This is a genomic window from Streptomyces sp. NPDC001020, assembly GCF_053599115.1.
Window position 1 is genome coordinate 198,817 of sequence record NZ_JBSFLQ010000010.1, and the last position, 25,735, is coordinate 224,551.

Annotated in this window: 27 protein-coding genes; 14 read left to right on the forward strand and 13 right to left on the reverse strand. The window is 70.5% G+C overall.

All coding sequences use genetic code 11. The features are described from left to right. Window positions 1-41 precede the first annotated feature (41 nt). The 4 genes from ACWDEX_RS12610 to ACWDEX_RS12625 form a co-directional block, all read right to left on the reverse strand. Entirely contained in the window at window positions 42-965 is a 924-nt protein-coding gene (locus ACWDEX_RS12610) for an LLM class F420-dependent oxidoreductase (protein ID WP_450463247.1), read from the reverse strand. A gap of 100 nt (window positions 966-1,065) precedes the next feature. Next, window positions 1,066-1,542: a DUF6099 family protein gene (locus ACWDEX_RS12615; RefSeq protein WP_450463284.1), complete on the reverse strand. Its 477-nt coding sequence runs from the start codon at window positions 1,540-1,542 to the stop codon at window positions 1,066-1,068. A gap of 222 nt (window positions 1,543-1,764) precedes the next feature. Continuing rightward, on the reverse strand, window positions 1,765-2,121 hold the full coding sequence (locus ACWDEX_RS12620; RefSeq protein ID WP_450463248.1) for a nucleotide pyrophosphohydrolase: 357 nt from the start codon (window positions 2,119-2,121) through the stop codon (window positions 1,765-1,767). Between the two features lie 107 nt (window positions 2,122-2,228). Next, the gene (locus tag ACWDEX_RS12625; protein WP_450463249.1) at window positions 2,229-2,618 is read right to left on the reverse strand and encodes a cell division protein SepF; all 390 of its coding nucleotides are present in this window, start codon (window positions 2,616-2,618) and stop codon (window positions 2,229-2,231) included. 396 nt (window positions 2,619-3,014) lie between these two features. Here ACWDEX_RS12625 and ACWDEX_RS12630 point away from each other — a divergent pair, with 396 nt between their 5' ends. Then, window positions 3,015-3,311, forward strand: a complete 297-nt coding sequence (locus tag ACWDEX_RS12630; protein WP_450463250.1) for an antibiotic biosynthesis monooxygenase family protein — start codon at window positions 3,015-3,017, stop codon at window positions 3,309-3,311. 545 nt (window positions 3,312-3,856) lie between these two features. On the opposite strand, the gene ACWDEX_RS12635 is transcribed toward ACWDEX_RS12630, so the two are convergent. Continuing rightward, on the reverse strand, window positions 3,857-4,603 hold the full coding sequence (locus ACWDEX_RS12635) for a YcnI family copper-binding membrane protein (protein ID WP_450463251.1): 747 nt from the start codon (window positions 4,601-4,603) through the stop codon (window positions 3,857-3,859). Between the two features lie 40 nt (window positions 4,604-4,643). Beyond that, window positions 4,644-5,231 (reverse strand): hypothetical protein, encoded by a 588-nt coding sequence (locus ACWDEX_RS12640; RefSeq protein ID WP_450463252.1) that lies wholly within the window; start codon window positions 5,229-5,231, stop codon window positions 4,644-4,646. Between the two features lie 120 nt (window positions 5,232-5,351). Here ACWDEX_RS12640 and ACWDEX_RS12645 point away from each other — a divergent pair, with 120 nt between their 5' ends. The 8 genes from ACWDEX_RS12645 to ACWDEX_RS12680 all read left to right on the forward strand — a co-directional run bounded on the left by ACWDEX_RS12645 (window position 5,352) and on the right by ACWDEX_RS12680 (window position 12,399). Continuing rightward, complete coding sequence (locus ACWDEX_RS12645) at window positions 5,352-5,750, forward strand: TOBE domain-containing protein (RefSeq protein ID WP_450463253.1); 399 nt, start codon at window positions 5,352-5,354, stop codon at window positions 5,748-5,750. Window positions 5,751-5,974: 224 nt separating this feature from the next. Continuing rightward, window positions 5,975-6,775 carry a molybdate ABC transporter substrate-binding protein gene (modA, locus tag ACWDEX_RS12650; protein ID WP_450463254.1) on the forward strand — a complete coding sequence of 267 codons (801 nt, stop codon included), beginning with the start codon at window positions 5,975-5,977 and terminating at the stop codon, window positions 6,773-6,775. Further along, on the forward strand, window positions 6,772-7,623 hold the full coding sequence (modB, locus tag ACWDEX_RS12655) for a molybdate ABC transporter permease subunit (protein ID WP_450463255.1): 852 nt from the start codon (window positions 6,772-6,774) through the stop codon (window positions 7,621-7,623). Before modA ends, modB begins: the two co-directional genes overlap by 4 nt. Before the next feature lie 43 nt (window positions 7,624-7,666). After that, complete coding sequence (locus ACWDEX_RS12660) at window positions 7,667-8,758, forward strand: ABC transporter ATP-binding protein (RefSeq protein ID WP_450463256.1); 1,092 nt, start codon at window positions 7,667-7,669, stop codon at window positions 8,756-8,758. Window positions 8,759-8,987: 229 nt separating this feature from the next. Further along, window positions 8,988-9,653, forward strand: coding sequence for a DedA family protein (locus tag ACWDEX_RS12665; RefSeq protein WP_450463257.1), 666 nt, complete (start codon window positions 8,988-8,990; stop codon window positions 9,651-9,653). Further along, window positions 9,650-10,300, forward strand: a complete 651-nt coding sequence (locus tag ACWDEX_RS12670; RefSeq protein ID WP_450463258.1) for a phosphatase PAP2 family protein — start codon at window positions 9,650-9,652, stop codon at window positions 10,298-10,300. The genes ACWDEX_RS12665 and ACWDEX_RS12670 overlap by 4 nt, the downstream gene beginning before the upstream one ends. A 63-nt stretch (window positions 10,301-10,363) precedes the next feature. Next, the gene (locus ACWDEX_RS12675) at window positions 10,364-11,026 is read left to right on the forward strand and encodes a response regulator transcription factor (RefSeq protein ID WP_450463259.1); all 663 of its coding nucleotides are present in this window, start codon (window positions 10,364-10,366) and stop codon (window positions 11,024-11,026) included. Further along, window positions 11,023-12,399, forward strand: coding sequence for a sensor histidine kinase (locus tag ACWDEX_RS12680; protein ID WP_450463260.1), 1,377 nt, complete (start codon window positions 11,023-11,025; stop codon window positions 12,397-12,399). The genes ACWDEX_RS12675 and ACWDEX_RS12680 overlap by 4 nt, the downstream gene beginning before the upstream one ends. A 65-nt stretch (window positions 12,400-12,464) precedes the next feature. On the opposite strand, the gene ACWDEX_RS12685 is transcribed toward ACWDEX_RS12680, so the two are convergent. The 5 genes from ACWDEX_RS12685 to ACWDEX_RS12705 form a co-directional block, all read right to left on the reverse strand. Next, window positions 12,465-13,295 carry a COG4705 family protein gene (locus tag ACWDEX_RS12685; protein ID WP_450463261.1) on the reverse strand — a complete coding sequence of 277 codons (831 nt, stop codon included), beginning with the start codon at window positions 13,293-13,295 and terminating at the stop codon, window positions 12,465-12,467. Window positions 13,296-13,380: 85 nt separating this feature from the next. Then, window positions 13,381-14,349 (reverse strand): lysylphosphatidylglycerol synthase transmembrane domain-containing protein, encoded by a 969-nt coding sequence (locus tag ACWDEX_RS12690; protein WP_450463262.1) that lies wholly within the window; start codon window positions 14,347-14,349, stop codon window positions 13,381-13,383. After that, entirely contained in the window at window positions 14,346-15,851 is a 1,506-nt protein-coding gene (locus ACWDEX_RS12695) for a hypothetical protein (RefSeq protein ID WP_450463263.1), read from the reverse strand. Before ACWDEX_RS12695 ends, ACWDEX_RS12690 begins: the two co-directional genes overlap by 4 nt. A gap of 343 nt (window positions 15,852-16,194) precedes the next feature. Further along, the gene (locus ACWDEX_RS12700; protein WP_450463264.1) at window positions 16,195-17,757 is read right to left on the reverse strand and encodes an ABC transporter substrate-binding protein; all 1,563 of its coding nucleotides are present in this window, start codon (window positions 17,755-17,757) and stop codon (window positions 16,195-16,197) included. Next, entirely contained in the window at window positions 17,754-19,739 is a 1,986-nt protein-coding gene (locus tag ACWDEX_RS12705) for a hypothetical protein (RefSeq protein WP_450463265.1), read from the reverse strand. Before ACWDEX_RS12705 ends, ACWDEX_RS12700 begins: the two co-directional genes overlap by 4 nt. Before the next feature lie 468 nt (window positions 19,740-20,207). Here ACWDEX_RS12705 and ACWDEX_RS12710 point away from each other — a divergent pair, with 468 nt between their 5' ends. Then, window positions 20,208-20,441, forward strand: a complete 234-nt coding sequence (locus tag ACWDEX_RS12710; protein WP_450463266.1) for a WhiB family transcriptional regulator — start codon at window positions 20,208-20,210, stop codon at window positions 20,439-20,441. 141 nt (window positions 20,442-20,582) lie between these two features. Here ACWDEX_RS12710 and ACWDEX_RS12715 read toward each other — a convergent pair whose 3' ends face one another. Continuing rightward, on the reverse strand, window positions 20,583-20,975 hold the full coding sequence (locus ACWDEX_RS12715) for a DUF6479 family protein (protein ID WP_450463267.1): 393 nt from the start codon (window positions 20,973-20,975) through the stop codon (window positions 20,583-20,585). A gap of 616 nt (window positions 20,976-21,591) precedes the next feature. Here ACWDEX_RS12715 and ACWDEX_RS12720 point away from each other — a divergent pair. From ACWDEX_RS12720 to ACWDEX_RS12730, 3 genes are all read left to right on the forward strand, one after another. Continuing rightward, complete coding sequence (locus ACWDEX_RS12720; protein ID WP_450463268.1) at window positions 21,592-21,810, forward strand: hypothetical protein; 219 nt, start codon at window positions 21,592-21,594, stop codon at window positions 21,808-21,810. 330 nt (window positions 21,811-22,140) lie between these two features. Further along, entirely contained in the window at window positions 22,141-22,842 is a 702-nt protein-coding gene (locus ACWDEX_RS12725; RefSeq protein WP_450463269.1) for a SigB/SigF/SigG family RNA polymerase sigma factor, read from the forward strand. Window positions 22,843-23,245: 403 nt separating this feature from the next. Continuing rightward, the gene (locus ACWDEX_RS12730) at window positions 23,246-23,491 is read left to right on the forward strand and encodes a hypothetical protein (RefSeq protein WP_450463270.1); all 246 of its coding nucleotides are present in this window, start codon (window positions 23,246-23,248) and stop codon (window positions 23,489-23,491) included. 155 nt (window positions 23,492-23,646) lie between these two features. Here the strand turns inward: ACWDEX_RS12730 and ACWDEX_RS12735 are convergent, their stop codons facing one another. Further along, window positions 23,647-24,705 carry an IS630 family transposase gene (locus ACWDEX_RS12735; RefSeq protein ID WP_450463285.1) on the reverse strand — a complete coding sequence of 353 codons (1,059 nt, stop codon included), beginning with the start codon at window positions 24,703-24,705 and terminating at the stop codon, window positions 23,647-23,649. Between the two features lie 628 nt (window positions 24,706-25,333). Between ACWDEX_RS12735 and ACWDEX_RS12740 the strand changes: the two genes are divergently transcribed. Next, window positions 25,334-25,543 carry a hypothetical protein gene (locus tag ACWDEX_RS12740; protein WP_450463271.1) on the forward strand — a complete coding sequence of 70 codons (210 nt, stop codon included), beginning with the start codon at window positions 25,334-25,336 and terminating at the stop codon, window positions 25,541-25,543. The last annotated feature ends 192 nt before the right edge of the window (window positions 25,544-25,735 follow it).

Here is a 25,735-nt window from a genome sequence, read left to right on the forward strand (position 1 = left end):
CGGGCCGGGCTGTGCCGGAACCGGGACGAGGCCGTGTCCGCTCACGTCAGCTGCGACTGGACCTGCGAGGAGATCAGCTCCAGATGGTCGAGATCCTCGAGGTCGAGGATCTGGAAGTAAACCCGCTGACAGCCGATCTCCGCGTACCGGCCGATCTTGTCGACGACCTCGGCCGGGGTGCCCGCCAGGCCGTTGGCCTTCAGCTCGTCCACCTCGCGGCCGATCACGGCGGCTCGGCGTGCCACCTCCTGGTCGTCCCTGCCGACACAGGCCACCAGCGCGTTCGAGTACGTCAGGGCGTCCGCGGCGCGTCCGGCCTCCTGCGCGGCGGCGCGGACCCGGCCGAACTGGCGCTCGCTGTCCTCGATCGATGCGAACGGCATGTTGAACTCGCTGGCGTACTGCGCGGCCAGCCGCGGGGTGCGGGTCGCGCCGAAACCGCCGATGAGCACCGGGACGTTGGCCTGGGCCGGCTTGGGCAGGGCGGGCGAGTCAGTGAGGTCATAGTGCTTCCCGTGGAAGCTGAAGGTCTTGCCGACCTCGGTCCCCCACAGCCCGGTGACGATTGCCAGCTGCTCCTCCAGGCGGGGGAACTTCTCCTTCGGGAACGGGATGCCGTACGCCTTGTGCTCCTCCTCGAACCAGCCCGCGCCCAGGCCCAGCTCGATGCGGCCGCCGGACATCTGGTCGACCTGCGCCACCTGGATGGCGAGGACGCCGGGCAGACGGAAGGTGGCGGCGGTCATCAGGGTGCCCAGGCGGATGCGCTTGGTCTCGCGGGCGAGGCCGGCGAGGGTGATCCAGGCATCAGTGGGGCCGGGGAGGCCGTCCACGGAGCCCATCTTCAGATAGTGGTCGGACCGGAAGAAGGCGTCGAAGCCCAGGTCCTCGGTGGCCTTGGCGACGCTGAGGAGGGTGTCGTAGGTCGCCCCCTGCTGGGGCTCGGTGAAAATGCGGAAATCCATGCCTCCATCCTGCACGTCCGGCTGCCCGTGAGCCCTACCGGTCCAACCGGGCTCTCCGGTCGCCGGTCGGGGAAAGCTCCGCCGGTCGGAGAATGCGGGCTCAGCCTGCCGTCCTGTTCCGTTCCCTGGTCTCTCCGTCCTTTGCCGCCAGTCTGCGCAGCATCTCCCTGACCCGGTCCCGCGACTCGTCCGCCGCGTCTATGGCCTCCATGCACTGCCAGTACGTTCCCTCATCGTCCGCCGCGCTCGCGACCGCGACGAGGGCCATGCCCAGTTCCATGAGGAGGGCGCCAAGGTCGAGGAGTGCCATGCGGGCATCGCCCAGGTCTGTCAGCTGGGCGGCGCGAAGGTCGGCCACATCGATGCACGGTGTGTCCAGGACGCCGCACCCTCTGCCCGCCAACTCGGTCAACCCCAGTGCCTCACCGCGGAGTTGGGGTGGTCCCGAAACCGCGAGGCGACTGCCGATCGCCTGCGCCAGGGCGTACGCCTGCCACGCCTCCGTCATGACCCTCGGCCCGTCGCAATCCCCCGCGAGGGCAACCCTGCTCGCCATGATGAGCCGCACCGCGTCCATGCGTTTCCCCCGCTCTGTCCCGACGCGCTCCCGCACGTCCAAGCGAACTCCGTTGTCCACTACCCAGAGTGAGGGAACGCGAGACGAAAAGCCAGAGCTAGTCCGAAATCTGTGGATAACCAGGAGGCCGGAATCAACTCTATAACTCCGGAGAGTGACAGTCGGATGTGCGAGGTCCGGCCGCGAAACGCAAGCCGGCCATGGCGTCCGGCCCGCGTCCCCTCACTCCTGCCCCGGCTTCGGGAACCTCTCCTCGTTGCGGTCGATCTTCGCGTCCAGCGCCGCCAGCACATCGATGCCCAGCACCTCGCACAGCTGGAGCAGATACGCGAGCACATCCGCGACCTCGTCGGTCACCCGGTGGGCAGTACTGGGGTCCTCCATCACCCGCGCCGACTCCTCCGGCGTCAACCACTGGAAGATCTCGACCAGTTCGGACGCCTCCACGCTGAGCGCTGCCGTCAGGTTCTTGGGTGTGTGGTACGGCTGCCAGTCGCGCGCCGCGGCGAAGTCCGCGAGCCGCCGCTGCAACCGCGCCACGTCAAGGTCTTTCCGCTGGTGTCCGGGTTCTTCTGTCACGGCTCAGGTCTACCACCGTCGCCGGTCCACCCCCGCCGGCCCGCCCCCGCTCGGGTACGCGGACCGACGGAGCCGGGAACACCTCCCCAGCCTCGCCCCGCCAGACCTCAGACGCCGGGAACCCCCGCGCCTTCCATCAGCCCCCGCACCTCGGTTCCCGGAGGCGTCAGCAGGAACACGTTGCGGTCGACCCGGTGCATCCCGCTGCCCAGGCCGAAGACCACGCCAGTGCTGAAGTCCAGCACCCGTTTGGCGACCTCGGTCTCCGCGCCCGTGAGGTCGAGCAGCACGGGGATCCCGGCCATCAGTGTCTCGGCGACCTCGCGGGCGTCCGCGAACACGTTGATCCGCAGGACCACGAAACGGCGCCGCGCCTCGGTCTCGGCCTCGGGGATCGATCGGTGGTTGACCGCGGACGGCCAGGCGTCCCGGCCACGCAACGGAACGACCTGAGCGAGCCCTTCCCACTGTTCGTCGGTGACATCGTGACTGTTCACCGGCCCTCCCCGCGCTGGCTCGCACTCATTGTCTGCACCGCCCAATTCTTACTCATGGTCACCTGTTCGGCCCAACAGCGACACGCAGTAGCCAACCCCCGTCCCGCGGAGCGCTCTTACCGCCCTCGCACCGGATTCTTCACCTCCAGGCCGACAGTCGGCGGCGACGAGACACCTACGGGCACGTCCCCAGGCACCTCCATGTGATCTTCGATACGCCGGAACATCCATGCGGTCGTGCAGCCCTGCAAGCGTTTCGGGAGCCGATCCAGGGTTGGCTGGCCGTGGCCCGACTGAGCTGTGCCCCGCTGCCTCAGCCTGGTCCGCGAGAGCAAGGTTGTGGAGTTGGCGGCAAGAAGGGGGCACCGCGTCTGCGGGTGTGACACTGTGGTGGACGTGATCGTCAGGGTGAGTGAGGCACGCGTACGTCCCGAACGTTTCGAAGCATTCCGCGACGTGATCATCTCAGCGGTGCGCGAGTTCCCCGACCGCTACCCAGGTCTGGTGGACCACGAGGTACTGCTCGCGCCGCCTGACTCGCTGCTGTATGTGAGCCGTTGGCGCAGCGAGGAGGACTTGGTGAACTACGCGGGCGAACACTGGCGTGACCAGCCCGTGGTTCTGCCGGGCGAGGACGAGTACCTCGTTGCACCACTTCAGGTGCGTCACTTCACGCTCGCATCCATGACCTGACTCCCGCCCGTAGGGCAGGCAGGCTGAGGCCGATCCATTGCCTCCGGCCATCCCGGCCAGGGCTTTCCAGAAGCCGAGGACGCCGTCCCCGACCGCGAGGACGGGAGCGATGGTGTTCAAGCTCGTCGAGTCCCCCGGGCCCGTTGGCGCGCAGCGAACGCGCCCCACCTCGTCGCCCTGGTCCGTGCCGGAGCCCGTATCCCGGAGTTCCTCGCCACGCTGTGACGAGCATGACGAGCACGCTTCGAGCACACACTTCACAGCGTGCTGATGCCCACGCGGTCGGTGTAGCGGCTTTGGGCTGGAGGCTTCGACGCACGTGATCCATGGCCCTGTTGGCCGCTGCGCTCTTCGAGATTGTCGGGTCTCGAAGAGGCAGCGGCCACACAAGTCCGCCAGCCGTATGCGTGCCGCGCTCGCGGAGGCACGACACCGGATCGCAGGCTGCGCCTCAGCCGTCTATATCCTCTGCCGGCGGCCCGGCCAGCGGAGTAACCACCGCATGAGCGGCGGTTGACAGTTGACGTCGGCGGGCGCGGACCGGATCACTCGGCCGAAGTGCGGGCGCCACGGCCGCGGACGATGGCGAAGCCCGCGGCGGCCAGACCCAGTACCCCGAGGACCAGGCCGGCGGCGCCGAGCCCACGGGCGGTGGAGTCGCTGGTGGAGGCCGCCTTCGTGGTGGAACCGCCCGACTTCTCGGCGGTGGGGGCGGAGGAGGAGGCGGAACTGCCCTCGCCGTCGGCGCTCTTGGCGGTGAGTTGGAGGACCGGCGCCGGGTTCTCCGGCTCCGCCCCGCTCTTCTGGGCCGCGTCGATCCAACGGACGACCTTCCCGTCGGAGTAGGTCTGCAACGTCTTGAAGGTCAACCGATCCACGTTTTCGGGGAGTTGACCGAAGGCGACATTGAAGTCCTGGTACTGGCCGGGCCGGATACGCCCGCCGGTCCAGGTGATCTCGGACACGGCGTCCGTGACGGTGCCGTCGTCGGTCTTGACCGGCGTCTTGAGCTTGGTGGTGGTCACCCGCGCGGTCCAGCCGTCCTTCGGGTTGACCAGCACGCCCAGGACCGGGTGGTCGGTGGGCAGGAAGACCTGCACCTTGGTGGTCGCGGCGGTGTCCTCCTCATTGGGCACCCGGAAGGTCAGCACGCCGTCGGTGGCACCCTTGGCGTAGCTCTCGGGGTGGACGGTGATGTGGGCGAAGGCAGCGCCCGCCGTGGTGAGGATGCCGGTGGCGGCTAGGGCGGCGACGACGCCGGCGCGGCGCAGGGTGGTACGCATCGGGAACATGGGTGGTCAAGCTCCGTACTCGTGCTCGTGGTTGGGGGGGTCAGTTCGCGTACGGGGCTGCCGGGGGCGGGCCGCGCCGGGACAGGGAGTGGCGCAGCAGCACCTGCCGGATGAGGTGGCGCCCACGGGTGCGCGGGCGCGGCGGTCTGGCGTACGCGGGCAGTGGCGCCGCGCGCCACCAGGCCGCGATGCCCGGGACGAGGGCGGCTGCCCTGCGTAGCAGCGACCACAGGGCGGCCTCACCGCACCGCAGGCACCAGGAGGCGAGCAGAGCCGCTGCCAGGTGCGCGGCGCCGGCATGGAAGGCCAGCGCATGTGACCGGGCGACCATGTGCATGCCTTGAGACATGCCCGGCATGCCCATCGGCGTCCGAGGCGAGCCGGCCGCTCCGAAAGCGAGGTGCAGTCCGCCCTGCACGGCGAGCATCGCGGCGGCGATCCCGGGCAACGAGCGCTCACGCCCGGCGAGCACCGCACTGCCCGCGAACACGGGCAGGAAGCCGGCCGCGTCCACCCACACCGGCGGTACGGCGCCGGTGGCCAGCGTGTGTCCACCCGCGGCCAGCAGCACGCACACGAGGGCGAACACCGCCGCGCGCAGGCCCCGTACCGTCCAGGACACACCCATGGGCCCGGATCCTGCCACGCGGGGGCGGGCGGCCACGCCGGTTTCCTGCAGATCCGGCGCGGGAGGAACCCGTCCGGGCGTGTTTCGGCCGGGGCGGCGCGGGCGCCTATCGTGGCGCTCATGCAGTCCTACACAATCGGTCAGGCCGCCCGCCTTCTGGGGGTGAGCCCGGACACCGCGCGTCGGTGGGCGGACGCCGGCCGGGTCGCCACCCGGCGTGACGAGAGCGGGCGCCGGGTCATCGACGGCCGGGACCTGGCCGCGTTCTCGGTCGAGTTGGCCAGTGACGACACCGGTGGCGAGGACGCCCCCTCGTACACCTCGGTCCGTAACGCGTTCCCGGGGATCGTCACCGCCGTGAAGCTCGGTGACGTGGCCGCCCAGGTGGAGATCCAGGCGGGGCCACACCGTCTGGTCTCGCTGCTGACCCGGGAGGCCGTGGAGGAGCTGGGCCTGGAGGTCGGGGTGGAGGCCACCGCCCGCGTGAAATCGACGAACGTGCACATCGACCGGGCCTGAGCCGGACTCCTCCGCGACCTGCGCGGGCGTATCCCAGCGAACACCCCACCCGACCACCACCGCTCTACGAACGCATATGCATACCGTGCACCGCTCTTCAGTCAGCTTATGCAACGCGACAGAAGACATACGGCTCGCATCTGCGTCAGTATGATGATCGGTGATCGACGCGTCGGAGGGGTCTGGGAATCCCTTCTGGGCGAACAGGAGGGAGTGGATCCGTGATGACACTTTTCGCGCGCCGGACCGGCCGGACACTGCGGGTGACCGGTGCGGGGGCCGCCGCGCTGCTGGCCCTGAGCGCCTGCTCCTCCTCCGACTCGGGCTCCTCGTCGGCGTCCGCGAAGCCGTCCGGCACGGTCACGGTCTTCGCCGCGGCCTCCCTCAAGGAGGGCTTCACGACGCTCGGGAAGGAATTCGAGAGGGAGCACCCCGGTACGAAGGTGTCCTTCAACTTCGGCGGCAGTGACACGCTCGCCGCCGGCATCACCGGCGGCGCCCCGGCGGACGTCTTCGCTGCGGCCAGCCCCAAGACCATGGCGATGGTGACGGACAAGAAGGAGGCGGCCGGCGCTCCCGTCACCTTCGTGCGCAACCAGTTGGAGATCGCCACCCTGCCCGGCAACCCGGGCAAGATCTCCTCCCTCAAGGACCTCACCACGTCCGGCCTGAAGGTCGTGCTGTGCGACAAGACGGTGCCGTGCGGAGCCGCGACGCAGAAGGCGCTGGACGCGGGCGGTCTGAAACTGACGCCGGTGTCGTACGAGCAGGACGTCAAGGGCGCGCTGACGAAGGTGGAGCTGAGGGAGGCCGACGCCGCGGTGGTCTATCGCACCGACGTGCGGGCGGCGGGCGCCAAGGTGGAGGGCGTGGAGTTCCCCGAGTCGGCCAAGGCCATCAACGACTACCCGATCGTCCTGCTCAAGAACGCGCCCAACGCGACGGCGGCGACGAAGTTCATCGCGCTCGTGCGGTCCGCGGAAGGCCAGAAGGTCCTGACCGAGGCCGGGTTCCTCACGCCATGACCCCCCTCGACACGACCGACGCCGCACCCGGCCCCCCGGCGGCCGGGCCTCGGCGCGGGCGTGTCCGCCGCCCCAGGACCCCGCTGCCGCTGCTGCTGCCCGCACTGGCCGGCCTGGCCTTCTTGCTGCTGCCGCTGGTCGCCCTGCTCGTTCGGGCCCCCTGGCGCAGTCTGCCGGCCCAGCTGACCAGTGCGGAGGTGTGGCAGGCGCTGCGCCTGTCCCTGGTGAGCGCGACCGCCGCCACCGCGGTGAGCCTGGTGCTGGGCGTGCCGCTGGCGTGGCTGCTGGCGCGGACGGACTTTCCGGGTCGGGGCCTTGTGCGGGCCCTGGTCACCCTTCCCCTCGTACTGCCGCCCGTGGTGGGCGGTGTGGCATTGCTGCTGGCGCTCGGGCGTAACGGGATCGTGGGGCGGTGGCTGGAGGCGTGGTTCGGGACAACGCTGCCGTTCACCACGGCCGGGGTGGTGGTGGCCGAGGCGTTCGTGGCGATGCCGTTCCTCGTGATCAGCGTCGAGGGCACGCTACGGGCCGCCGATCCGCGCTACGAGGAGGCGGCCGCTACGCTCGGCGCCTCCCGCTTCACCGCGTTCCGCCGGGTCACTCTGCCGCTGATCGCGCCGGGCATCGCGGCGGGTGCCGTGCTGGCGTGGGCGCGGGCGCTCGGCGAGTTCGGGGCGACGATCACCTTCGCGGGCAACTTCCCCGGCCGTACGCAGACGATGCCGTTGGCCGTGTATCTGGCCCTGCAGAACGACCCGGCCGCGGCGATCGCGCTGAGCCTGGTGCTGCTGGCCGTCTCGATCGCTGTCCTGGCGGGGCTGCGCGACCGCTGGGTGCGGGCGTCATGACCACCGGTTCCCGTGCACCGCGCCCTTTCTGGACGGTCCCCTCATGACCAGCATCCACGACGGCAGCGCCAAAGGCGTCACCAAGGACGCGCGGGAGGCAGGTCTTGACGCTCGGCTCGTCGTCGACCGCGGCTCCTTCCGGCTGGACGTCACGCTGACCGCCGCGCAGGGCGACGTCGTCGCCGTACTCGGCCCGAACGGCGCCGGCAAGACCACTGTCCTGCGCGCGCTCGCCGGTCTCGTCCCACTCTCCGACGGACATCTGCGGCTGGACGGCGCCCGGTTGGACGGTACGCCGCCCGAGAGCCGCCCGGTCGGCGTGGTCTTCCAGGACTATCTGCTCTTCCCGCACCTGTCCGCACTGGACAACGTGGCCTTCGGGCCGCGCTGCCGGGGCGCGGCCAAAGCGGAGGCGCGCGCGCAGGCCGCCGTGTGGCTGACACGCATGGGTCTCGCCGACCACGCGAGCGCCAGACCCCGCAGGCTCTCCGGCGGCCAGGCCCAGCGCGTCGCCCTCGCCCGCGCCCTGGCCATCCACCCCCGGCTGCTACTGCTCGACGAGCCGCTCGCCGCGCTCGACGCCCGCACTCGCCTCGAGGTGCGCGCCCAGCTCCGCCGCCATCTGACCGAGTTCGAGGCGGTCGCCGTCCTGGTCACGCACGATCCGCTGGACGCCATGGTGCTCGCCGACCGGCTGGTCGTGATCGAGCGGGGCCGTGTGGTCCAGGAGGGATCCCCCGCCGACATCGCCCGCCGCCCTCGTACGGACTACATCGCGCAGTTGGTCGGCCTGAACCTCTACCGGGGACGGGCCGACGGTCACACCGTGCGGCTCGACTCCGGTGCGGTGATCGCGACCACGGAGGAGTTGTCCGGGCCCGTCTTCGTGGCGTTCCCGCCGAGAGCGGTGACCCTGTACCGGGACCGGCCGAGCGGCTCCAGCGCACGCAACCTGTGGCGGTGCGAGGTCGCGGGGCTGGAGATCCACGGGGACCAGATCCGTGTGGACCTCTCCGGCGAACTGTCCCTCGCCGCGGACCTGACCACCGTCGCCGCGGCCGAGTTGGGCCTGCATCCGGGCGCTCCGGTCTGGGCGGCCGTCAAGGCTGCGCAGACGCACGCGTACCCGGCCTGACGCGCCGCGCGCATACGGTCGGCGCCCGCGGCTACCGTGGCCGGCACAGGGGCCGGAGCCCGTGGCGTGGCCACCGTGGGATCAGGCCGCGTTCACCCGTCACGGTGAGCGCGGGAACGCTCGCCATCCCATCATCGTCTACAGTTCAGTAGACGGTCTACATATTTGTAGTCAGCCGCCGGGTGACGCCGCGTCGCGCCCGGCCTCCCTCACGGAAGGGCTCGCGACGATGGCCACATCCTGGTCCCTGGGGTCACAGCTGGCGGTCAATGTGCTGGACGCCCAGTCCCTGCTCGCCGCTTTCGGCGTGCTGGGGGTGGGCATCGTGATGTTCGCCGAGACGGGCCTGCTCATCGGCTTCTTCCTGCCCGGCGACTCCCTGCTGTTCACGGCGGGTCTGCTGTGCACGGGTTCGGGCCAGCACGGGGTGAAGCTGTCGCTGCTCCCGCTGCTGGTGGCCGCCGTCGTCGGCGCCCTCGCCGGTTCCCAGTGCGGCTATCTGCTCGGACGCAAGGCGGGCGGCGCGCTGCTGGCCCGCAGCCGCTCGCCCCGGCTCCACGACGGCGCGAAGCGCGCCGAGGAGCTCCTGGCGCGGTACGGACACGCGAAGGCGATCGTCCTGGCCCGCTTCGTCCCCGTGGTGCGTACGGTCCTCAACCCGATGGCAGGGGCCCTGCACGTGCCCGCGCGGACGTTCACCCTCTGGCAGGTGGTCGGTGGCCTCGTATGGAGCGTCGGCCTGACTCTGGCCGGATACGCCCTCGGTTCCTCCGTGCCGAACGTGGACAAGTACCTGCTGCCGCTGATCGCGCTGATCATCGCGGTCTCGCTGATCCCACTCGCCCTGGAGCTGCTGCGCTCCCGTAAGACCGCCAAGGAGGGTGTCCGCCGATGATGGACGCGTTCGACGGTTCGACGATCGACGGCTCGGCCTACACGGACGTGGTGGACCTGGCCCGTCGCGCCCCCTCCTGGCTGGACTCCGTGATCTCCGCCTGGTCGGCGTACGGGCTGGGACTGTTCGCCGCCTTGATGGTTCTCGCCTGGTGGCGGGCGCGCCGCACGGGCTCCGGCGCCGCGCTCGTGGCCCTGGCGGTCCCGCTGGTGGTCGTCCTCGCATACGCGGCGAACTCCGGGCTGAAGCTTCTGATCCGCGAGAATCGTCCCTGCCAGAGCCTGCACGTGACCACGCTGGAGGCGTGTCCGGCGCCGGGCGACTGGTCGTTCCCCAGCAACCACGCGGCGATAGCCGCGGCCGCCGCGGTGGCCCTGTTCTTCGTCTCGCGCCGGATCGGTTACGTCGCACTGGTGGCGGCGGCCGCGATGGCGGCCTCCCGGGTCTGGGTCGGCGCCCACTACCCGCACGACGTGGCGGTCGGATTCGTTGTCGGAGCCCTCGTCTCGGCCGTCACGGTGCTTCCGCTGCGCCGTCGCCCGGACGCCCTGGCACTGCGGCTGGAGGCCACTCGGCTGCGCCCCCTGCTCACAGCGTCCGCGCCCCGGCAGGAGGCCGGCCCGGGGCGGGTGAGTACGCCCATGTAGGTCCCCGGGACGGGCGGCTCCCCCAGGATGCCGCGGACCGGACGAACGAGCCGACGGAGAACCATGCGCCACAAGATCCTGGTCGTCGAGGACGACCACGCCCTGCGGGACGTGTTGCTGCGCGGCCTGCGCGACGAGGGATACGACACCGTGCCCGCCTCCGACGGCGCGACCGCCCTGCGGCTGGCCGGTGACGACGTCTCCGCGGCCGTCCTGGACATCGGGCTGCCCGACGCGGACGGACGGGACGTGTGCCAGGCGATCCGGGGGAACGGCTTCCTCGCCCCGGTGATCTTCCTGACAGCCCGCCACCGGCTCACCGACCGGCTCTCCGGTTTCTCCGCCGGGGGCGACGACTACCTGCCCAAGCCCTTCCACCTCAGCGAACTCGCCGCCCGGCTGCGGGCGGCACTCAAGCGGGCGGCACCCCGCCCGGCGGCCGCCACCGGGGACCTGATCCTGGACGCCGTCCGGCACGGCTTCAGGGTGCACGGCCGTCAGGTCGACCTGACACCGACGGAGTTCCGGCTCCTCGCGGCGCTCCTGGCGGCACCCGGGGACATCGTGCGCCGCCGCGAGCTGATCCGGGCCGGCTGGCCCGAAGGCGCCCTGGTCAGCGACAACACGCTCGACCAGTATCTGACCCGGCTGCGCCGCAAGCTGCGCGAGTCGGGAAGCTCCCTGACGATCGGCACCGCGCGCGGCATCGGCCACCGGCTGTCATGACGGCCCGGACGGCAAGCCTGTTCGTGCCGCGCACCCTGCGCGGCCGGCTCTCCCTGGTGGCGCTCACCACCGCCACGCTGCTGATGGTGATCCTCACCATCGCCTTCAACGCCGTGGTCCGGCGGCACCTCGCCCACCAGGCGGACGACGAGTTGCGCGCCCGAGCCGCCGCGGTCGCCGCGACCGTCGACACCCGTGGCCCGAAGGTACGCGTCCTGGAGGCCGCCGACGACGCGCTGCTCGACGCCAACGTATGGATCTACGCCGACGGGCGCCTGCTCGAACAGCCCTCCTCGACGACGGCGCACGGGCCGCTGACGCGGATCGCGGACGGGCTGGTGGCTCGCGGCAGTCAGCACTGCGTCACGGCCGACAGCCGCCCCCACGATCCGGTCCGGCTGTGCGCACGGCCCGTACCCCACCACGCCGCAGGCACCACGGCCACGGTGGTCACCGCCCTGGACCTGTCCCCGTACCGCAGTTCGGCGAACACGCTGCTGCTCGGGTCGTTCGCCCTGGACGCGGTGATGCTCGCCTGCACCTACGCCCTGACACGCCTGGCCGTGCGGCGGGCGCTGCGCCCGGTGGGCACGATGACCGACCAGGCCACGCAGTGGAGCGCCGTCGCCTCCCAGGAACGGTTCGGTGCGGTGGAGCGGCCGACCGAACTGGCCCGCCTCGGTACTTCGCTGGACGCGCTCCTGGACCGCATCCGGGCCGTGCTTCGCCACGAGCGGCAGCTGACCGCCGAGCTGTCGCACGAGCTGCGCACACCGCTCAGCCGGATCGTCGCCGAGCTCGACTGGTGGCAAGCCCGTCCACGCTCGGACACCGACACCCTGGCCACCCACGCGGCGATCGCGGACGCCGCCCAGTCGATGCGCACCATCTGCGACACCCTCTTGAAAGACGCCCGTGAGGGCGCCCCCACGGTTCCCGGCACGGCCGAGGTCCTGCCGACGCTACGACACCTCGCCGCGAGTCTGGACGCCCCGGCCCGAGTGACGGTCGAGGTACGCGCCCAGGACACACACCTGAAGGTCGGAACCCAGGACGCCCTCCTGGAACGGATCGTCGGCCCGCTGCTCACCAACGCCCTGCGCTACGCCCGCTCGTACGTCGCCGTCGAGGCCCGGCGCACCCTCGACGGCATACGCATCGACGTCACGGACGACGGGCCCGGCGTACCGCAGTCGTTCACCGGGCAGCTCTTCCAGCCCGGACGGCGGGCCGATCCGGACGACGGGCACGGCGGAGCAGGCCTGGGACTGCCACTCTCGCGACGCCTGGCCCGCTCGGCGGGCGGCGAGGTGCGCCACGAGCCGGACCACACCCCGGGGGCGCGGTTCGTGGTCCACCTGCCCGCCGGGTGAATCACCCCCCCCCCCGCTCGCCGGCAGCAGCCTCTTCACGCCGATCCCGAATGCCTGAAGGGCCCTCACCTCGCGTGTCGCGCCGCTTGGGATTCGGTGACGTCCTTCCGGGTCGCCGACAGATAGATCACCAGGCCGAGGATGACCGCGAGGAACAGCACGCTGGTCACCGTGGTGCCCAGCCCCAGGCCGCCGTCGCCGGTCGGCTGGGAGAGGTAATCACCCATCGAGGCGCCGAGCGGACGGGTGAGGATGTAGGCGATCCAGAAGCTCCAGACGGCGTTCAGACCGAGCGTGAGGCGCGCCACCGCGACCGCCGCGATCGCCAGGGCGAACAGGACGGCGGAGACCCAGTAGCCCAGGTCCATCTTCTCGGCGACCAGGTCACCGGCCGCGGTACCGAGGGCGAACGTGAACAGAACCGCCAGCCAGTAGAAGGACTCGCGGCGCACGGAGTCGATGTGGTGGATGGACAGGGTCCGCTCGGTGCGGTACCAGGCGGCGAACACGATCGCGAGGGCGATCGCGAACACCGTGGTGCTGGTCGTCAGTGGGACACCCATGTTGTCGGTGAGGTTGTCGCTGATCAGGGTGCCGACGACGCTGATCAGGGCCACGGTGAGCCAGTACACGCCGGGGCGGTATGCCTTGGTGCGGAACTGCACCACGAGCAGCACCGCGAGCAGCGCGCTCATCAGCAGCGACACACCGGTCAGGCCCATGCCCATGTTCGAGTTCAGGAAGTCGGCCGCGGTCTCGCCGACCGTCGTGCACAGGACCTTGATGACCCAGAAGTAGACGGTGACTTCGGGGACCTTGTTCCAGCGGAGGCGGGGGGCGTGTGCGGCTGTGGCGGAGCTCTGCGGCCCCGCCGTCTCGGACGTCTCATAGGTCATGAGGCCCGACGGTTTCACCGGAAGCCTGAACGCATCCTGACCGCGGCGGCGCATAACGCTCACGCTCATCGCCGGTCCCGCGTGTCTACAGCACCTTGCGCCGTACGAGCACGCCGAGCAGTACGAGACCGGGCACCAGCGGCAGCCACACCGTCAGCAGGCGGTAGCCGAGGACCACGGTGGCCGCCGCGCCGCCGGGAGTTCCGGCGAACGTGAGCGCGAGGGCGAGCGCGGCGTCCAGGGAGCCGATGCCGCCGGGGGTGGGCAGCAGCACGGCCGCGCTGCTCGCCACGAGATAGGCGAGCGCGACCCGGCCGGGCGGCAGCGGCAGGCCCAGGGACCGGGTGACGGCGACCACCACCAGCGAGTGCAGTGACGCGAAGGCGAGCGAGCCGCCCCACAGGGCGGCTGCCCGGCCGGGCAGCCGGTGCACGGTCCGTGCGTCCGCCAGCACTCTCCGCACGGCGCGTCGCAGCGGTCCGGGCACCACCGCGAGCACGACGGCCGCCAGGAGCGTGACCGCGACGGCCACCGGGGAGACATGCGGAAGGCTCAGCAGACCGGGGCCGGTGAGCGCGAGGCCTGCGATCAGCGCGCCCCGCGTCACGGCCCCGGCGGCGGTCTTGACCGCTAGCGCGGTCGCCGCACGGGCCACGGGCAGTCCGCAGCGGCTCAGGAAGCGCAGGTTGACGGCGCCCGCGCCGATCCCCTGGGGCAGCACATGATTGGCGGCGGACGCGGCGAACTGCACTGCCAGCAACCGCCCGCCGGGCAGCGCCTCGGCCACCGCGCCCTGCTGGGCGAGCGCGGAGCACATCCAGGTCGACACTGTGGCCAACGCCCCCAGCAGCAGCCAACCCCGGTCGGCTCCCGCGAGCCGGTCGGCGCCGGTCTCGATCACGGGCCAGTGGTGCCAGGCGACGAACGCGGCGCCCACCAGTACGGCGAGGGTACCGGCCGCACGCCAGGGGACCCGTCTGCGCAGGGCCGCCGCCGACGTGCCGGGCGGCTGTCGTGTGACGGGTGCCAGGTCGGTGCCCGTCTCAGGAGTCATCCGTGTCCGCCCCCTCCGGTCGTGGGGGCCACGAGAATGCGAACGCCGTCAACGGTGTGGGCGGGCCAGTCACGCGCGTACGACGGCGGACGCCCGTTGGGTGTGTCCAGGTGGGCGGCGGGCATGCGGCGTGCGGTGCGGGCGATGTCGGCGGCGGTGCTGTTGGCGTTGTTACCGCTGGTCGCGGCGGAGGAGCAGCCGGCGTAGAAGGCGATCGGGATGGCCTCGTTCCCGGTGAGCAGACAGGGCGGCCGGACCCCGAGCCGGTGGAGTTCGGCGGCGGTGCGGGACCAGGCTCGGTGGCTGGCGGTGGTGCGGTTCACGACGCCGTGCAGGACCGTGTACTGCACCCCCAGGTGCACGGCGAGCACGATCGCCACGACGATCGAGGTGATCGGCCGCCATCTGCCGTCCGGCGCGGTGACCACGCTCAGGAGGGCGTCAGCGACGGGGATGGCGAGCAGGGCGTAGGCGGGGAGCAGGAAGCGGGGCGCGGCGTACCCGATCAGGAAGAGGTAGGGGATCGCCGCGGTCGCCGCGCAGGCCAGCGGCACCAGGGTGCGGGCCGGGCGCCCGGCCCGGACGGCCACGGCCACCGCGAGCACGGCGAGCAGGGGCAGCACGCACCACCACGCGGTCACCATCGGGTTGGGCATCGCGCCGGTGCAGGGTCGGCACAGCGAGCGCCCGTTGAGGCTCCGTAACTGGTCGGCGACGGCGAGGTGCCAGCCCAGGCCGCCCTGGACCCGGGACCCGTCGGACAGGCGCTGGAGGAGCCCCCCGTAGCCGACGTACGCCTCGATGATCCACTCGAGCGCTCCGGCGGCCAGCCCGCCCACCAGCGCCAGGAGCAGCGGCAGACGCCGCCACCTCCGTACGAGGACCAGCAGGACGAGCAGCGGCAGGGTCGTCCAGACCGCGTCGGTGGGCCGCATCCAGGCCATCAGCGCGGCGTTCACGGCGACGCCCCACAGGGCGGCCCGGTCGGTGCCGTCCGCATGGGCGCGCAGGAAGCAGCCGGTGCAGGCCAGGGCACCGATCGCGACCCAGTAGTTGGGCATGACCTGGGGGCCGTAGAAGAGGGTCACCCACAGGCCGGCGAAGAGCGCGCCGCCGAGGGCGAGGACACGGGCCGGGAACAGGTCCCGCCACACCCGCAGGGCGAGGAAGAGCGCGGCTCCCGACAGCACTGCCAGATAGACCCTGAGCAGGGCGGTGGACGAGGACCATGAGGTGATCGGGGCGACCAGCAAAGAGATGCCCCGGGCACGCGGTGCGCTGAAGAACGCGGCAGGGGCATGGGGGCTGATCTGGCTGACGTAGACCGTCTCGTCCCAGCCGAGTCCCATGCCCGGCCGTACGAGGACGAGTTGGGCCAGCGTGAAGGCGGCCGCCACGAGGGCGATCAGGCTCTGTCCGCGGTCGCGCCACGACACGCCTGCGACCGACGGCGCCGCGAGCCGACGGACGCCCGCAAGTGTGGTGTTCGAGCTTTTGGCCATGTCCACCCCTCACCCCCCACAGACCGTAAGGGAATCTCACCCGCGAGCCGTAGGGCCGATGGTGGAAATCAGGAAAGAAGTCCGCAAGACAGGGACAAGTTAACGCGGGCACCCCAAGGGTGCAGTACGGACCGGCGGTGCCCGCCCGGCCCCACGGGCACGGCTGAGCCGATCGGGTGACAGCGGGAACGCCCGGCGGTCCGCGCGAGACGGTGCGTGAGGATCGACGTCTGCACCCCGATCCTGCTCTCGCTGCTCCTGGCCGCGGTCAGCCCACTGGTCGGCAGGCGGGTGGTGCTCGCACGGTCCGGTGGTGCCGGGGCTCCCCGGAAGCCGCCGGTCATCAGGACCTCGCCGCTGTGCAGTCCGCCGCCGGAGGAGCGCCGTTGGGCCAGGCCGTGGCGACGAAGTCGAGGTCCTTGGTCCGCGGGTCGAGCTGGACGACCGAGACCGCCTTGTCGTACGGGTTGCCGTGGTTGTCCAGACAGATCCAGCCGGAGGCGCCCTCCACCTTGTTGGTGCCGTGCAGCCGCAGCCAGGCGCTGCGGATGTCCTCCAGGGAGGGGATGTTCGACCCCTGGCCGACCGCGTTGGCGCGGACCGCTGTGACGGCGGTGAGCGCGGCGTCGTAGGCGATGATCGTGCGCGAGTCGGTCAGGCTGACTGGTCCGATGCGCCCGGCCGGGGGGTACGCGGCCCGCGCGGTGAGGTCTTGGAGCGTGGTGAACGCGGCCGGTGAGCCGCCGGTCCTGGGCATGCCCGGCCGTGGTTTCCAGGCGCCGGGGTGGGCGTTGGCGGCGTACTGGACCGTGACCCCCTTGGACAGGGCACCCCAGTCGAGTTTGGGGTCGGAGGTGATGGTGGAGGCGCCGGAACCGGTGATGATCTTGTAGGTCTTCTCGACACACGGCCGTTGGCCGAGTTCGTTGATGAGCTGGCGCAACTGCACGGGACGGCCGGCGAAGTACAGCACCTTGGCCTTCGAGCCGCACAGGCTGGTGACCATCTGCCGGAAGACGGTGGAGGTGTTGCCGTCCGCGTTGAAGTCGTCCGGTGAGTAGTAGCGCTCGGGCGCGCGCGGGGACCCGGCGGTCAGCCGGTGGAAGGCGTTGCGCAGCTCGGAGATGTAGTTGTCGTCGTCGCGCTGGTCCTCGACGACGAGTGTGGTGCGCGGGTCGGTTCCCTTGGCGTACGAGGCCAGCGCCTGCGCCTGGTCGGAGGTGGTCGGCACGATGCGGGCGAAGCCGCGGTAGGGGCCGATGTCGGCGGCGGTGACCGGACCGGCCACCACGGGGATGCCCTTCTGGACGGTGAGGTACTCGATCGCCTGCTTGGTGGCGGCCACGCTGACGTCGAACCCGAGGACGGCCCGCAGGTTCTCCTTCGTGGCCGCCCGGCCGGCGAGGTCGTCGCTGATCTGACGCCAGTACTCGTGGTTGCGGCCGGCGTTGGCCAGCAGCAGCCGGATCTTCGGCGTCTGGTCGTTGGACAGCTCGTTGGCGCGGTACTGCGCCAGGTAGGCGCCCTGCACCTGCTCCAGCACCTTGTGGCGTTCGAACGGCTCGACCGCCGCCATCGGCAACACCAGCGCGATCGTGACGTACGGGCTCTTCTCCGCCCGCCGGTTCTCCTCGGCGATCCGCGCGCTGACCGCGTCGAGCTGCCCGGAGAAGCTGTACCAGCCGTCGGTGACCCCGATGCACTCCGCTCCGCGGCTGTGCCGGGCCACCCCGGCGGCGCAGGACAGCTCCGGCCGGGTCAGCCGGTACGTGCCCAGGACGACCACAGCGACGACCACGAGTACCACCACGCCGGTCACCACGTGCCCGAGCGGGCCCATCACACGCCACCGGTGCCGGAGCGCACGGCCCAGACGCCTGAACCACTCCCCTACCCGACGTATCACCGTGTGCCCTCCTCGTCCGCGTTCAGGTACGGGGCCTGGTGGTGCTTCGCCAGCCGGTCCCGCCACCGCCGGGCGGCCTCCCGGTAGATGGTGTCGGCGCCGCCGCGGCCGCCGTGCAGGATTTCCAGATCGCCGTGGACGGCGTCGAGTTCGCGCTCGTCGACCCTCCAGCGGTCCGGGGCGGACAGCTCCCACACCGTGCCGACGAGCCGCCGGACCGCCCAGTGCTCCCGGCTGTTCTCCCCGGCCGGGCAGGCTGGGCACGGCCGCACCTCCCCCGCGTCGGCGGGTCCCGGGTCCGGGGCGACGGGCGGCCGGGGCGCCGCGCAGAGGCGGTCGACCGAGGCGAGCCACGCCGTGGGGTCCCCGGTGGCGTAACGGTGGTGCAGCGCGCGAACGACCGGTTCGAGACGGCCGAGGGCCAGGGTGTGGAAGAGGTAGCCGTCCTCGTGACCCGGCTCGTACTCCTCGCGGTTGCGGGGGTTGCACCCGGCGCGCAGGATCAGATGGACGCGCTCCCGGCGCGGGTCCCTCAGCAGGGCGTGTTCGAGCAGGACACCCACGGCCGGGTCCCCGTCCAGGCACCGCTCACGCAGGTAGCGCTCGGCCTGTTCCACCCGGGCCCCGGCGTCGTCCTCGGGACGCAACTGGTGCCACAGCCGCTCGGCCGCCGCCCGGTCCCGGGCCGCCGAGAGCACGGTCAGCGTGTCCCGCAGCCCGGCGTCGGGGAGGAGCGCGGCCAGGAGCTCCGGGCCGGTGAGGTCGAGGAGGTCCCGGCCACGGACGGTTCCGCCCTCGCGGTGGGCACGGACGGCCCGCGTCACCAGGGTGTGCGTACAGCCCCGACGTCCCTGCCCGAACCGGTGCACCAAGTGCGGGAGTTCGTCCTCGTGGTCGGGGACGGCCCGCAGCAGGACCCGGATGTCGCCGTCGGTGAGGGCCGGCATGCCACAGGTCACCAGACGCTCGTCCGACAGGCACGCGGCAGCGGCCGACGGTGTGGGGTGCGCGGCGGACCGGCCCAGCGCGGTGGCCACCACGACCGGCCACCCCTGGCCCTCCGGCACGGTCCCCGCGGCCTCCGTCAGCAGCGCCAGGAACCGTTCGCCGAGCGCGGAGTGGGTGTTGTCGAGCAGGACCAGCGGACGCCCGGCCGCCGCCAGCCGCGCCCGGGTCCCGTAGTGCTCGCAGACGTCCGCCAGGAACGCCGCCACCAGCCGGGCCTCGGCGATGTACCGCCGCTCCCCGCCCCGCCGGAAATCCCATACCGAATCCACCAGCCGGCGCAGACCGTCGCCCTGGTAACCGCTCAGCTGTCTGTACCACCAGTCGAGTGCTCCCTTGTCGGGATGTTCGAGCTGACGCGTGATCAGCACCCGTAGCTCGTCGAACGTCCCGGGCTGCGGAAAGCCGGGAATCAGGCCGGGCAGCAACCCCAGAACGGTTGTGAGCCACGCCAGCAGCGCCTTCCGGAACTTCGCCCCCCGCTCGGGAAGGTGCGCCTCCAGATCGCTCTGCGCCTGACGGAGGGCCGCGGGCGCCAGTCCGTCCTCCTCGGTCTGCCACGCGGACACTAGGAGAAGACCGGTCAGCAGCCGGGGGAACACGATACGCAGCGGTGAGCGGTCCGCCCGCGCGGTCAGCCGGTCGGAGAACACGTACAGCAGACTCGTCACCGGTGAGACGTCAGAGGTCTCCAGGGTGTCGGCGCCCCTGCGCAGCGCGGGCTGTCCCAGCCTCTCGTCCCCGCAGTCCACCCGGACCAGCGGCACCCACGGCCCGTACGACTCCCGGAGGGTTTCCAGGAGGGCGCTCTTGCCGGTACCGGGCTCACCCGCCACCCGCAGCACCGGCAGGCGGCCCCGCGGTCGCACGGCGTCACACCGCTCGCCGTCCCGCCGCCGCCCCACGAGCGAGGGCACCAGCCCGTCCAGCAGCTCCTCGAGCTCGTGGACACCGGGCTCACTGACATCGTTCGGCATCGGACATCCCCGTCCGCCCGGAAACCCCTCGGCCCGGGTTGCCCGAGAACGTACCGGAGGCGCGGGAGATGTCCACTCGTCATGCGACAACTCCCCACCCCACCTGCGAAATTGACTTGAAACAGTTCCGCCGGTGGCGGGGGCCCGACGGTCACGTACGCGGCTCAGGCGGCAGCCGGAAGTGCGAAGTTCACCCCGGTCAGCCGCTCCGACAGTTGCCACAACCGACTGCCGAGCCCTGGGTCGGCGGCCCTCGGAGTCAACCGCACCCGCTTGGGCGCGCCGCGCAACGACCCGTCGGTAGAAGCCTGTTCACGGCAGGGGCGCAACTGGTGCCTGGCAGGCCGCGGGTTGACTTCCGCGGTCCCCGATTCGCCTTGATCCCCTGTGGCCTTTCGACCCCGACGCGGGTCCCCGCGTTTTCGGCACAGAGGCGAGGGCACTCGACGGCGCATGCCGGTAACGAAGATGAATTGGATGGACAGCGCTGCTTGCGTGGGTGAGGACCCCGAGTTGTTCTTTCCGATCGGCACGGCCGGCCGCTCCCTGCAGGACACCCAGGCCGCCAAGCGGGTATGCAGCGGCTGTCCGGTGACCGACGAGTGCCTGGAGTGGGCCATGTCGACGGGGCAGACGACCGGGGTGTGGGGCGGTACTTCGGAGACGGAGCGGGCCGTGCGGTTCCGGGCCGGGACTCGGTGATCGCGACGGCCGACCAATTCCGCCGGGAGGGACCTGATCCCGAGGTCCGAGGCTGAGCAGAGCCCGAGCCCGCCGATCGCCGCAGTGCCGCCTGTGGGGCCGAACTCACTCTCTTGAGTCCATCGTTGAGGGAGCGAAAGCTCATGTACGACCGGGACCGCCACTGCCGAAGCCTCCACTGCTGTTACGGCTCCAACGACGAGGCCTCTGGTTCTCGCTGCGTTTGGTGGGCATGTTGCCGTGGCCCCTGAGCTGATGCGGGGTGAGCCGGGCGTTGTGCTCGTCCGTTTGTGGCACCTCGTCGGGTTCCCGCACCTCCTGCACCTCGCGGATGGAGCCCGACACAGGGAGCTTCGGCTGCTCGGCAGGGTCCGGGTGGCCGGGTTCGCGTTGCCGGATCCTGATACCGAGCCACACGGCCCAGACCAGAGCGAGTGCGATGACGGAACCGGAGGCGAACGGGGCGATCGCGGCGGAGAGGGAAGGGAAAGCGGTGGGAGCGTCCATAGGGGCCGGGTACCCAGGAACTGCCATCCAGCACGGATCCTTCTCCAGCCGACGCCATCAGAGTCCGCGTTCATCGCCTGCGGACGACCCGCATCGTGCCCAGGCTCGGACCGGCGGCGTCGGGGATGTTCATGCCCGCTGCGATCCCCGTACGCACAGATGGACCGCCTGCTGCACATAGGCCGTCGGCGTGCGTGACCGGCCGCAGGTCAGCGGGTGTCCGTCTCCCCGCCGGTCACCGCGAGCACCTCACCCACGGTGAAACTGGAGTCCGCGTCGGACGCCAGGTACACGTACGCCGGCCCCTTTCCAGCCCCGGAGGTTGCTGCTTGTTCGCGGGGAAGTCCGGGGTGGGCTCCGTCGCCCCTTGCGGAGTATCGGGAGAGAACCCGGTCGTCGCCCAGGTCTGCGTCGTTCCTGCTTCCGCCATGGCGGCGCTCCTTCCGATGGTCGTCCGTCAAGCATTCGTCACGATCACAAGTCCGGTCCGGGTTCCCCCTCTTGCAGTGCGGAAACTGCTGGTCCGGCATGGCCGGCTCGCCGATGGGTACTCCGGCGTCATGCGGATGAGCGAACTCGTCCCGATTCAGGCCGCACGGCGGTCTGCGAACGGCACATACACCCACTGGCCCAAGGAGGAAAGGTGGCACAAGAACACGGCGCAGACGCGGAACCCGGCCAGCGCGAGGGACACAGCGAAGCCCCGGCGCGGACTGCGCGCGAAGAGGTCCTCGACGAGCTGGAACAGGCCGTGCTCAAGGCCGACGACCGAGGCAGGCAGCGTGGGGGCCGCATCGGCGAGGCGGCCGACACCCTCACCCCGAGCCGCTCCGCACAGGAGGACGCGCAAGGCGACACCTGACAGTGCGAGCGAGCCGAGTGGATCGCCTCCACCAGACTCCGCGAGAAGGGCGCCTCCTCGGCGAAGCCACGGGCGCCCCCGTCCGGACCAGTGCTGTTTGCCCGCCGGGCCGCAGGGCAGTCGAAGTGGAGTGCTTGGGACCACAGGCGCAGCTGCGGGAGCAGTGTGCCCGGATGCCGGTCACGTGCGTCTCGCAGTCACATCGTTGACAGCAAGTCCTGAGGAGTACCTTCCTGATGACGAACCCGTCACCCACACGACGACGCCCCTGACACCCAGCAGACCTTCGAACGACTCGCCAGGGCCTCATCGGGCCCGGAACACGACCTGTTGAACGCCGAACTTGTCGAAGCGTGGCTGCCGATGGCCCACCGCATCGCCGGCCGCTTCCGGAACAAGGGCGAGAACCAGGAGGATCTTCGGCAGGTCGCGGCAATGGGGCTGGTCAAGGCCGTCGATCGCTATGAGCCCGAGCGCGGCGCCTTCGAGCCGTACGCCGTACCGACCATCACCGGCGAACTACGCCGCTACTTCCGCGACCATGCCTGGGACGTCCGCGTACCCCGACGCGTGCAGGACCTGAGGAACAAGGTCCGCAGTGCACGCCGCGAGCTGCTGAACCAGCCCGGCCACGACACCGAGCTCGGCATCGACGAGATCGCCGCAGCATCCGGCCTGACCCTCGACGAGGTCCGCACCGGATTGGAGGCCCTGGGGAGCTACAGCGCGCTGTCCCTGGATGCCGAAGTCGGCACGTTCGACGACGGTTTCAGCCTGTCCGACACCCTCGGGGAAACCGAGCCCGGCTACAACCTCGTCGTCGACCGTGAAGCAGCCAAGGACGGACTCAAGCACCTCGCCGAACGCGAACGCACCATCCTCTACCTCCGCTTCTTCGAGGACATGACCCAAGCGAGCATCGCCGAGCGGATGGGCATCTCCCAGATGCATGTGTCCCGTCTGATCACCCATAGCTGCGCACGGATCCGCGACTACGCCAACAGCCCCTCGGCAGACCGCCGAGCCGCCTGACTGGCCGGGCACAGGGCGTGGCCCGCGCCCGGCGGCCGTCGACCATACTCTTGGGTCTCATCCCAATTCCCCCTGAATAAGGACCATTTGAGGATCGAAAAGGATCGTAGTAACCGTTTTTGCGATCAAGCTCGATTCTCGGTCACCGGAAAGCGAGGGATTGCCCAACACGGCACCAACCGAAGGACAACGGCGGGAGGGTCCGGAGAAGTTGGCGGTTTGTTGCCGGCGGCTCGTAGCTTCTTCAGCAAGCAGCGGACGGGCAAGGCCTGTCACGGGGCAGACCTGAGACCGTCCGCGCCTGCGCAGGCGTTCTCGGCCAGGCGAGCGTCAGTTTCCTCGCCCAGGCGTCCGAGTCCGTGCCGTCCACCACCTGGGCGCCGAGGTACACCCGAACCTGACGATGCCCAGCCTCCTCGACCTGCTCGACGAGGAGCGGCTGGTGATGGCCTCCGTTCACAAAGAGATCCGACGCCCCGAGAACCCGGCCCCGGGAAAGGGCGGGCACCTCGTGCTCGTCACCGGTCGCCAGGGCGACACCGTGCAGTTCCGCAACCCCTCCGGCCACACCGAACAGGCTCGTACCGCGAGCCTGCCTGTGGCCGAGTTCGCCGAGTTCTTCGCCGGCCGCGGGGTTTCCCTGGCCTGACATCGCTGGCGCCGCTTCAACAACCGCCGAAGCGGCGCACGTTCGACTTCCCGCCCGTCACACACCGAGCCGGGCGTCACTACCGAGATCGATGTCTGCAGGACCCAACCAACGTGGCAATCTCACTGGTTCGTCACGGGGAGCTAGTTGGCTCGTCACGCAGCCTTGGCCGGGTAATCGGTCCATGAACGGATCGGTGAGTCGGGCGCGAAGGCTGTCTTCGGTGCGGCGCGGGCATTGCGCCATCGGATGTAGGCGGCGATGGCCGCGTTCTGCTCGTCGTGGCTGCGGTGGTCGGTGCCGTTGAGTGCGAAGTAGCGCAGGGCTGCGAACTCGGCCTCGATCCAGTTCAGCCAGGAGCCGTAGGTCGGCAGGAAGACCAGTTCGACCTGGTGGTCAGCCACCCACTCGCGGACTTTGGCGTGCTTGTGTGGGGAGAAGTTGTCCAGCACCACATACAGTTTCTCCCCAGGCCAGCGGGCACGCAGTGCCTTGAGCAGGCCGAGGAACTCCCGCCAGCGCTTTCGCGGGCGGATGCGGTAGTACAGCTTGCCGGTGGCCAGATCGAGGGCAGCGAGCATGTGCATCACGCCGTCGTGGCGATTGTAGGTGGCCCGCAGCCTGCGCGGACGCCTCACCGGCCCCCACGCCTTGCCCTTGCGTGGCATCAGGTTCACCGGCCCGAACTCGTCGACGCATATCACCCGCCCGTCCGTCGGCGGGGTGTCATACAACGCCAGGACGCGGTGCATCTTGGCGATGAACTCCGGGTCAGTGGAGGCCTTCCACGTGGTGGTGGTCTTCCAGGAGATCTTGCCCTCGCGCAGGATCCGGCGCAGGGTCTCCCGGCTGATGGCCGCCACCACCTTCTGCTTGACGAGGTGCTCGGCGAGCTTGCTCAGGCTCCAGGTCGAGAACGCGGTGATTTTCCAGGCGGCGGGGGACGTCCGGGCGATCAGGCAGATGTGCTCACGCACCTTGTCACTGATCGTCTTGCGGCGTCCCCCGCTCCATTTTGGGGCCAAGGCGTCGAACCCCCGCTCGTTGAAGGCGTGGATGACATCGCGGACGTAGTCCTCGCTGACCTGCATCAGCGCGGTGATGTCCTTGACTGTCTGCCCCTGGGCGGACATCAGCACCACGATCGCCCGGCGGAGTTTCACCGGGTCCTTCGCACTCCGGCTGATCCGCTGCAGCCGACGGCCCTCCTCCATGCTCACCGGCCGGACAAACACACTCGGTCGACGCCCCACGACCACCTCCAAGATCATGTCTTGGAGACAGTCTGCTGACCAACGAGCAGCAGGTCGATTACCAGGTCAAGGCTTCGTGACGAGCCACTAGCTTGACTCTGTCGGGGATCTTGGTGTTTCCCGGTGCGGCAGCATGATCAGCGGGCATGCTCGGGCTGTTTCGAAGGCCGATGCAGTTCTCGAGGTGTCCGTTGTCGCTCCGCCCGCATTCCGGTGAGCAAGTCCCTTCTCTGACTACGCAGATCGCGCGGGCGAGCAACCCGGACGGTACGGCAGCGATGTGGGTGAGAGACCGGCTGGACGGGCTGTGGGGGACGAGGACTTCGCCGACTGGTACCCGCGTGACGGGCGCCCCGGCCGCCCGACTCGCCCTGGAATGCCGGTAAATGCCAATCGGCATGAATTGGCGTGAGCCGGGCGCAATTTCAAGATCTTCAGGACGCTTCTAGGGCTGTCCGACGGGCGGCGTCACCGACCCCGCACCCGACAGCGCTGTCACCCGGATGGCTCAACATGACGTGCCACCCACATGGGTGAAGATCAAACTGGCAAGTGTCCCAACCGAGGCAATCCGTGAAAGGGGAACCAAATGCGCATTCGACGAATCCTCGCCGCCGCCATCGCCACGGCAGCCCTAGCTGGACTCGGCCTCGCAGGCGCCGCCACCGCCACCGCCACCGCCGCACAGGGCGCCCCGTCTTACGTCACCCCTTCTCAGTGCAAGCAGGGCGGCGGAACGGCCGATCTGACGGACAACACCTGCAAGGGCGGTACGTACGACGGGCAGAAGATCGACTAGATCCCACAAGGCGCCCCGCAGCCACGCGCTGCGGGGCGCTCCCGCGCGAGCGTAGCCGGGAGAGTCGCAGGGACTGTGCCGACCCACACGCCCTAGGTGTTCTGTCCACGGAGGTTGGTGACAGGGTTCACGGTGGAGTGATCTTGAACGAGTGAGGGCCTTCCGGGTTCGGTGTGGATTGCGACATCAACA

Bases quoted from the DNA above. Each gene is read 5' to 3' on its own strand.
- ACWDEX_RS12610 (WP_450463247.1), bottom strand. From the start codon at position 965: ATGGATTTCCGCATTTTCACCGAGCCCCAGCAGGGGGCGACCTACGAC.
- ACWDEX_RS12615 (WP_450463284.1), bottom strand. From the start codon at position 1,542: ATGGACGCGGTGCGGCTCATCATGGCGAGCAGGGTTGCCCTCGCGGGG.
- ACWDEX_RS12635 (WP_450463251.1), bottom strand. From the start codon at position 4,603: ATGTTCCCGATGCGTACCACCCTGCGCCGCGCCGGCGTCGTCGCCGCC.
- ACWDEX_RS12640 (WP_450463252.1), bottom strand. From the start codon at position 5,231: ATGGGTGTGTCCTGGACGGTACGGGGCCTGCGCGCGGCGGTGTTCGCC.
- ACWDEX_RS12645 (WP_450463253.1), top strand. From the start codon at position 5,352: ATGCAGTCCTACACAATCGGTCAGGCCGCCCGCCTTCTGGGGGTGAGC.
- modA (WP_450463254.1), top strand. From the start codon at position 5,975: ATGACACTTTTCGCGCGCCGGACCGGCCGGACACTGCGGGTGACCGGT.
- modB (WP_450463255.1), top strand. From the start codon at position 6,772: ATGACCCCCCTCGACACGACCGACGCCGCACCCGGCCCCCCGGCGGCC.
- ACWDEX_RS12660 (WP_450463256.1), top strand. From the start codon at position 7,667: ATGACCAGCATCCACGACGGCAGCGCCAAAGGCGTCACCAAGGACGCG.
- ACWDEX_RS12665 (WP_450463257.1), top strand. From the start codon at position 8,988: ATGGCCACATCCTGGTCCCTGGGGTCACAGCTGGCGGTCAATGTGCTG.
- ACWDEX_RS12670 (WP_450463258.1), top strand. From the start codon at position 9,650: ATGATGGACGCGTTCGACGGTTCGACGATCGACGGCTCGGCCTACACG.
- ACWDEX_RS12675 (WP_450463259.1), top strand. From the start codon at position 10,364: ATGCGCCACAAGATCCTGGTCGTCGAGGACGACCACGCCCTGCGGGAC.
- ACWDEX_RS12680 (WP_450463260.1), top strand. From the start codon at position 11,023: ATGACGGCCCGGACGGCAAGCCTGTTCGTGCCGCGCACCCTGCGCGGC.
- ACWDEX_RS12685 (WP_450463261.1), bottom strand. From the start codon at position 13,295: ATGACCTATGAGACGTCCGAGACGGCGGGGCCGCAGAGCTCCGCCACA.
- ACWDEX_RS12690 (WP_450463262.1), bottom strand. From the start codon at position 14,349: ATGACTCCTGAGACGGGCACCGACCTGGCACCCGTCACACGACAGCCG.
- ACWDEX_RS12695 (WP_450463263.1), bottom strand. From the start codon at position 15,851: ATGGCCAAAAGCTCGAACACCACACTTGCGGGCGTCCGTCGGCTCGCG.
- ACWDEX_RS12705 (WP_450463265.1), bottom strand. From the start codon at position 19,739: ATGCCGAACGATGTCAGTGAGCCCGGTGTCCACGAGCTCGAGGAGCTG.
- ACWDEX_RS12710 (WP_450463266.1), top strand. From the start codon at position 20,208: ATGAATTGGATGGACAGCGCTGCTTGCGTGGGTGAGGACCCCGAGTTG.
- ACWDEX_RS12715 (WP_450463267.1), bottom strand. From the start codon at position 20,975: ATGGCAGTTCCTGGGTACCCGGCCCCTATGGACGCTCCCACCGCTTTC.
- ACWDEX_RS12730 (WP_450463270.1), top strand. From the start codon at position 23,246: ATGCCCAGCCTCCTCGACCTGCTCGACGAGGAGCGGCTGGTGATGGCC.
- ACWDEX_RS12735 (WP_450463285.1), bottom strand. From the start codon at position 24,705: ATGGAGGAGGGCCGTCGGCTGCAGCGGATCAGCCGGAGTGCGAAGGAC.
- ACWDEX_RS12740 (WP_450463271.1), top strand. From the start codon at position 25,334: ATGCGCATTCGACGAATCCTCGCCGCCGCCATCGCCACGGCAGCCCTA.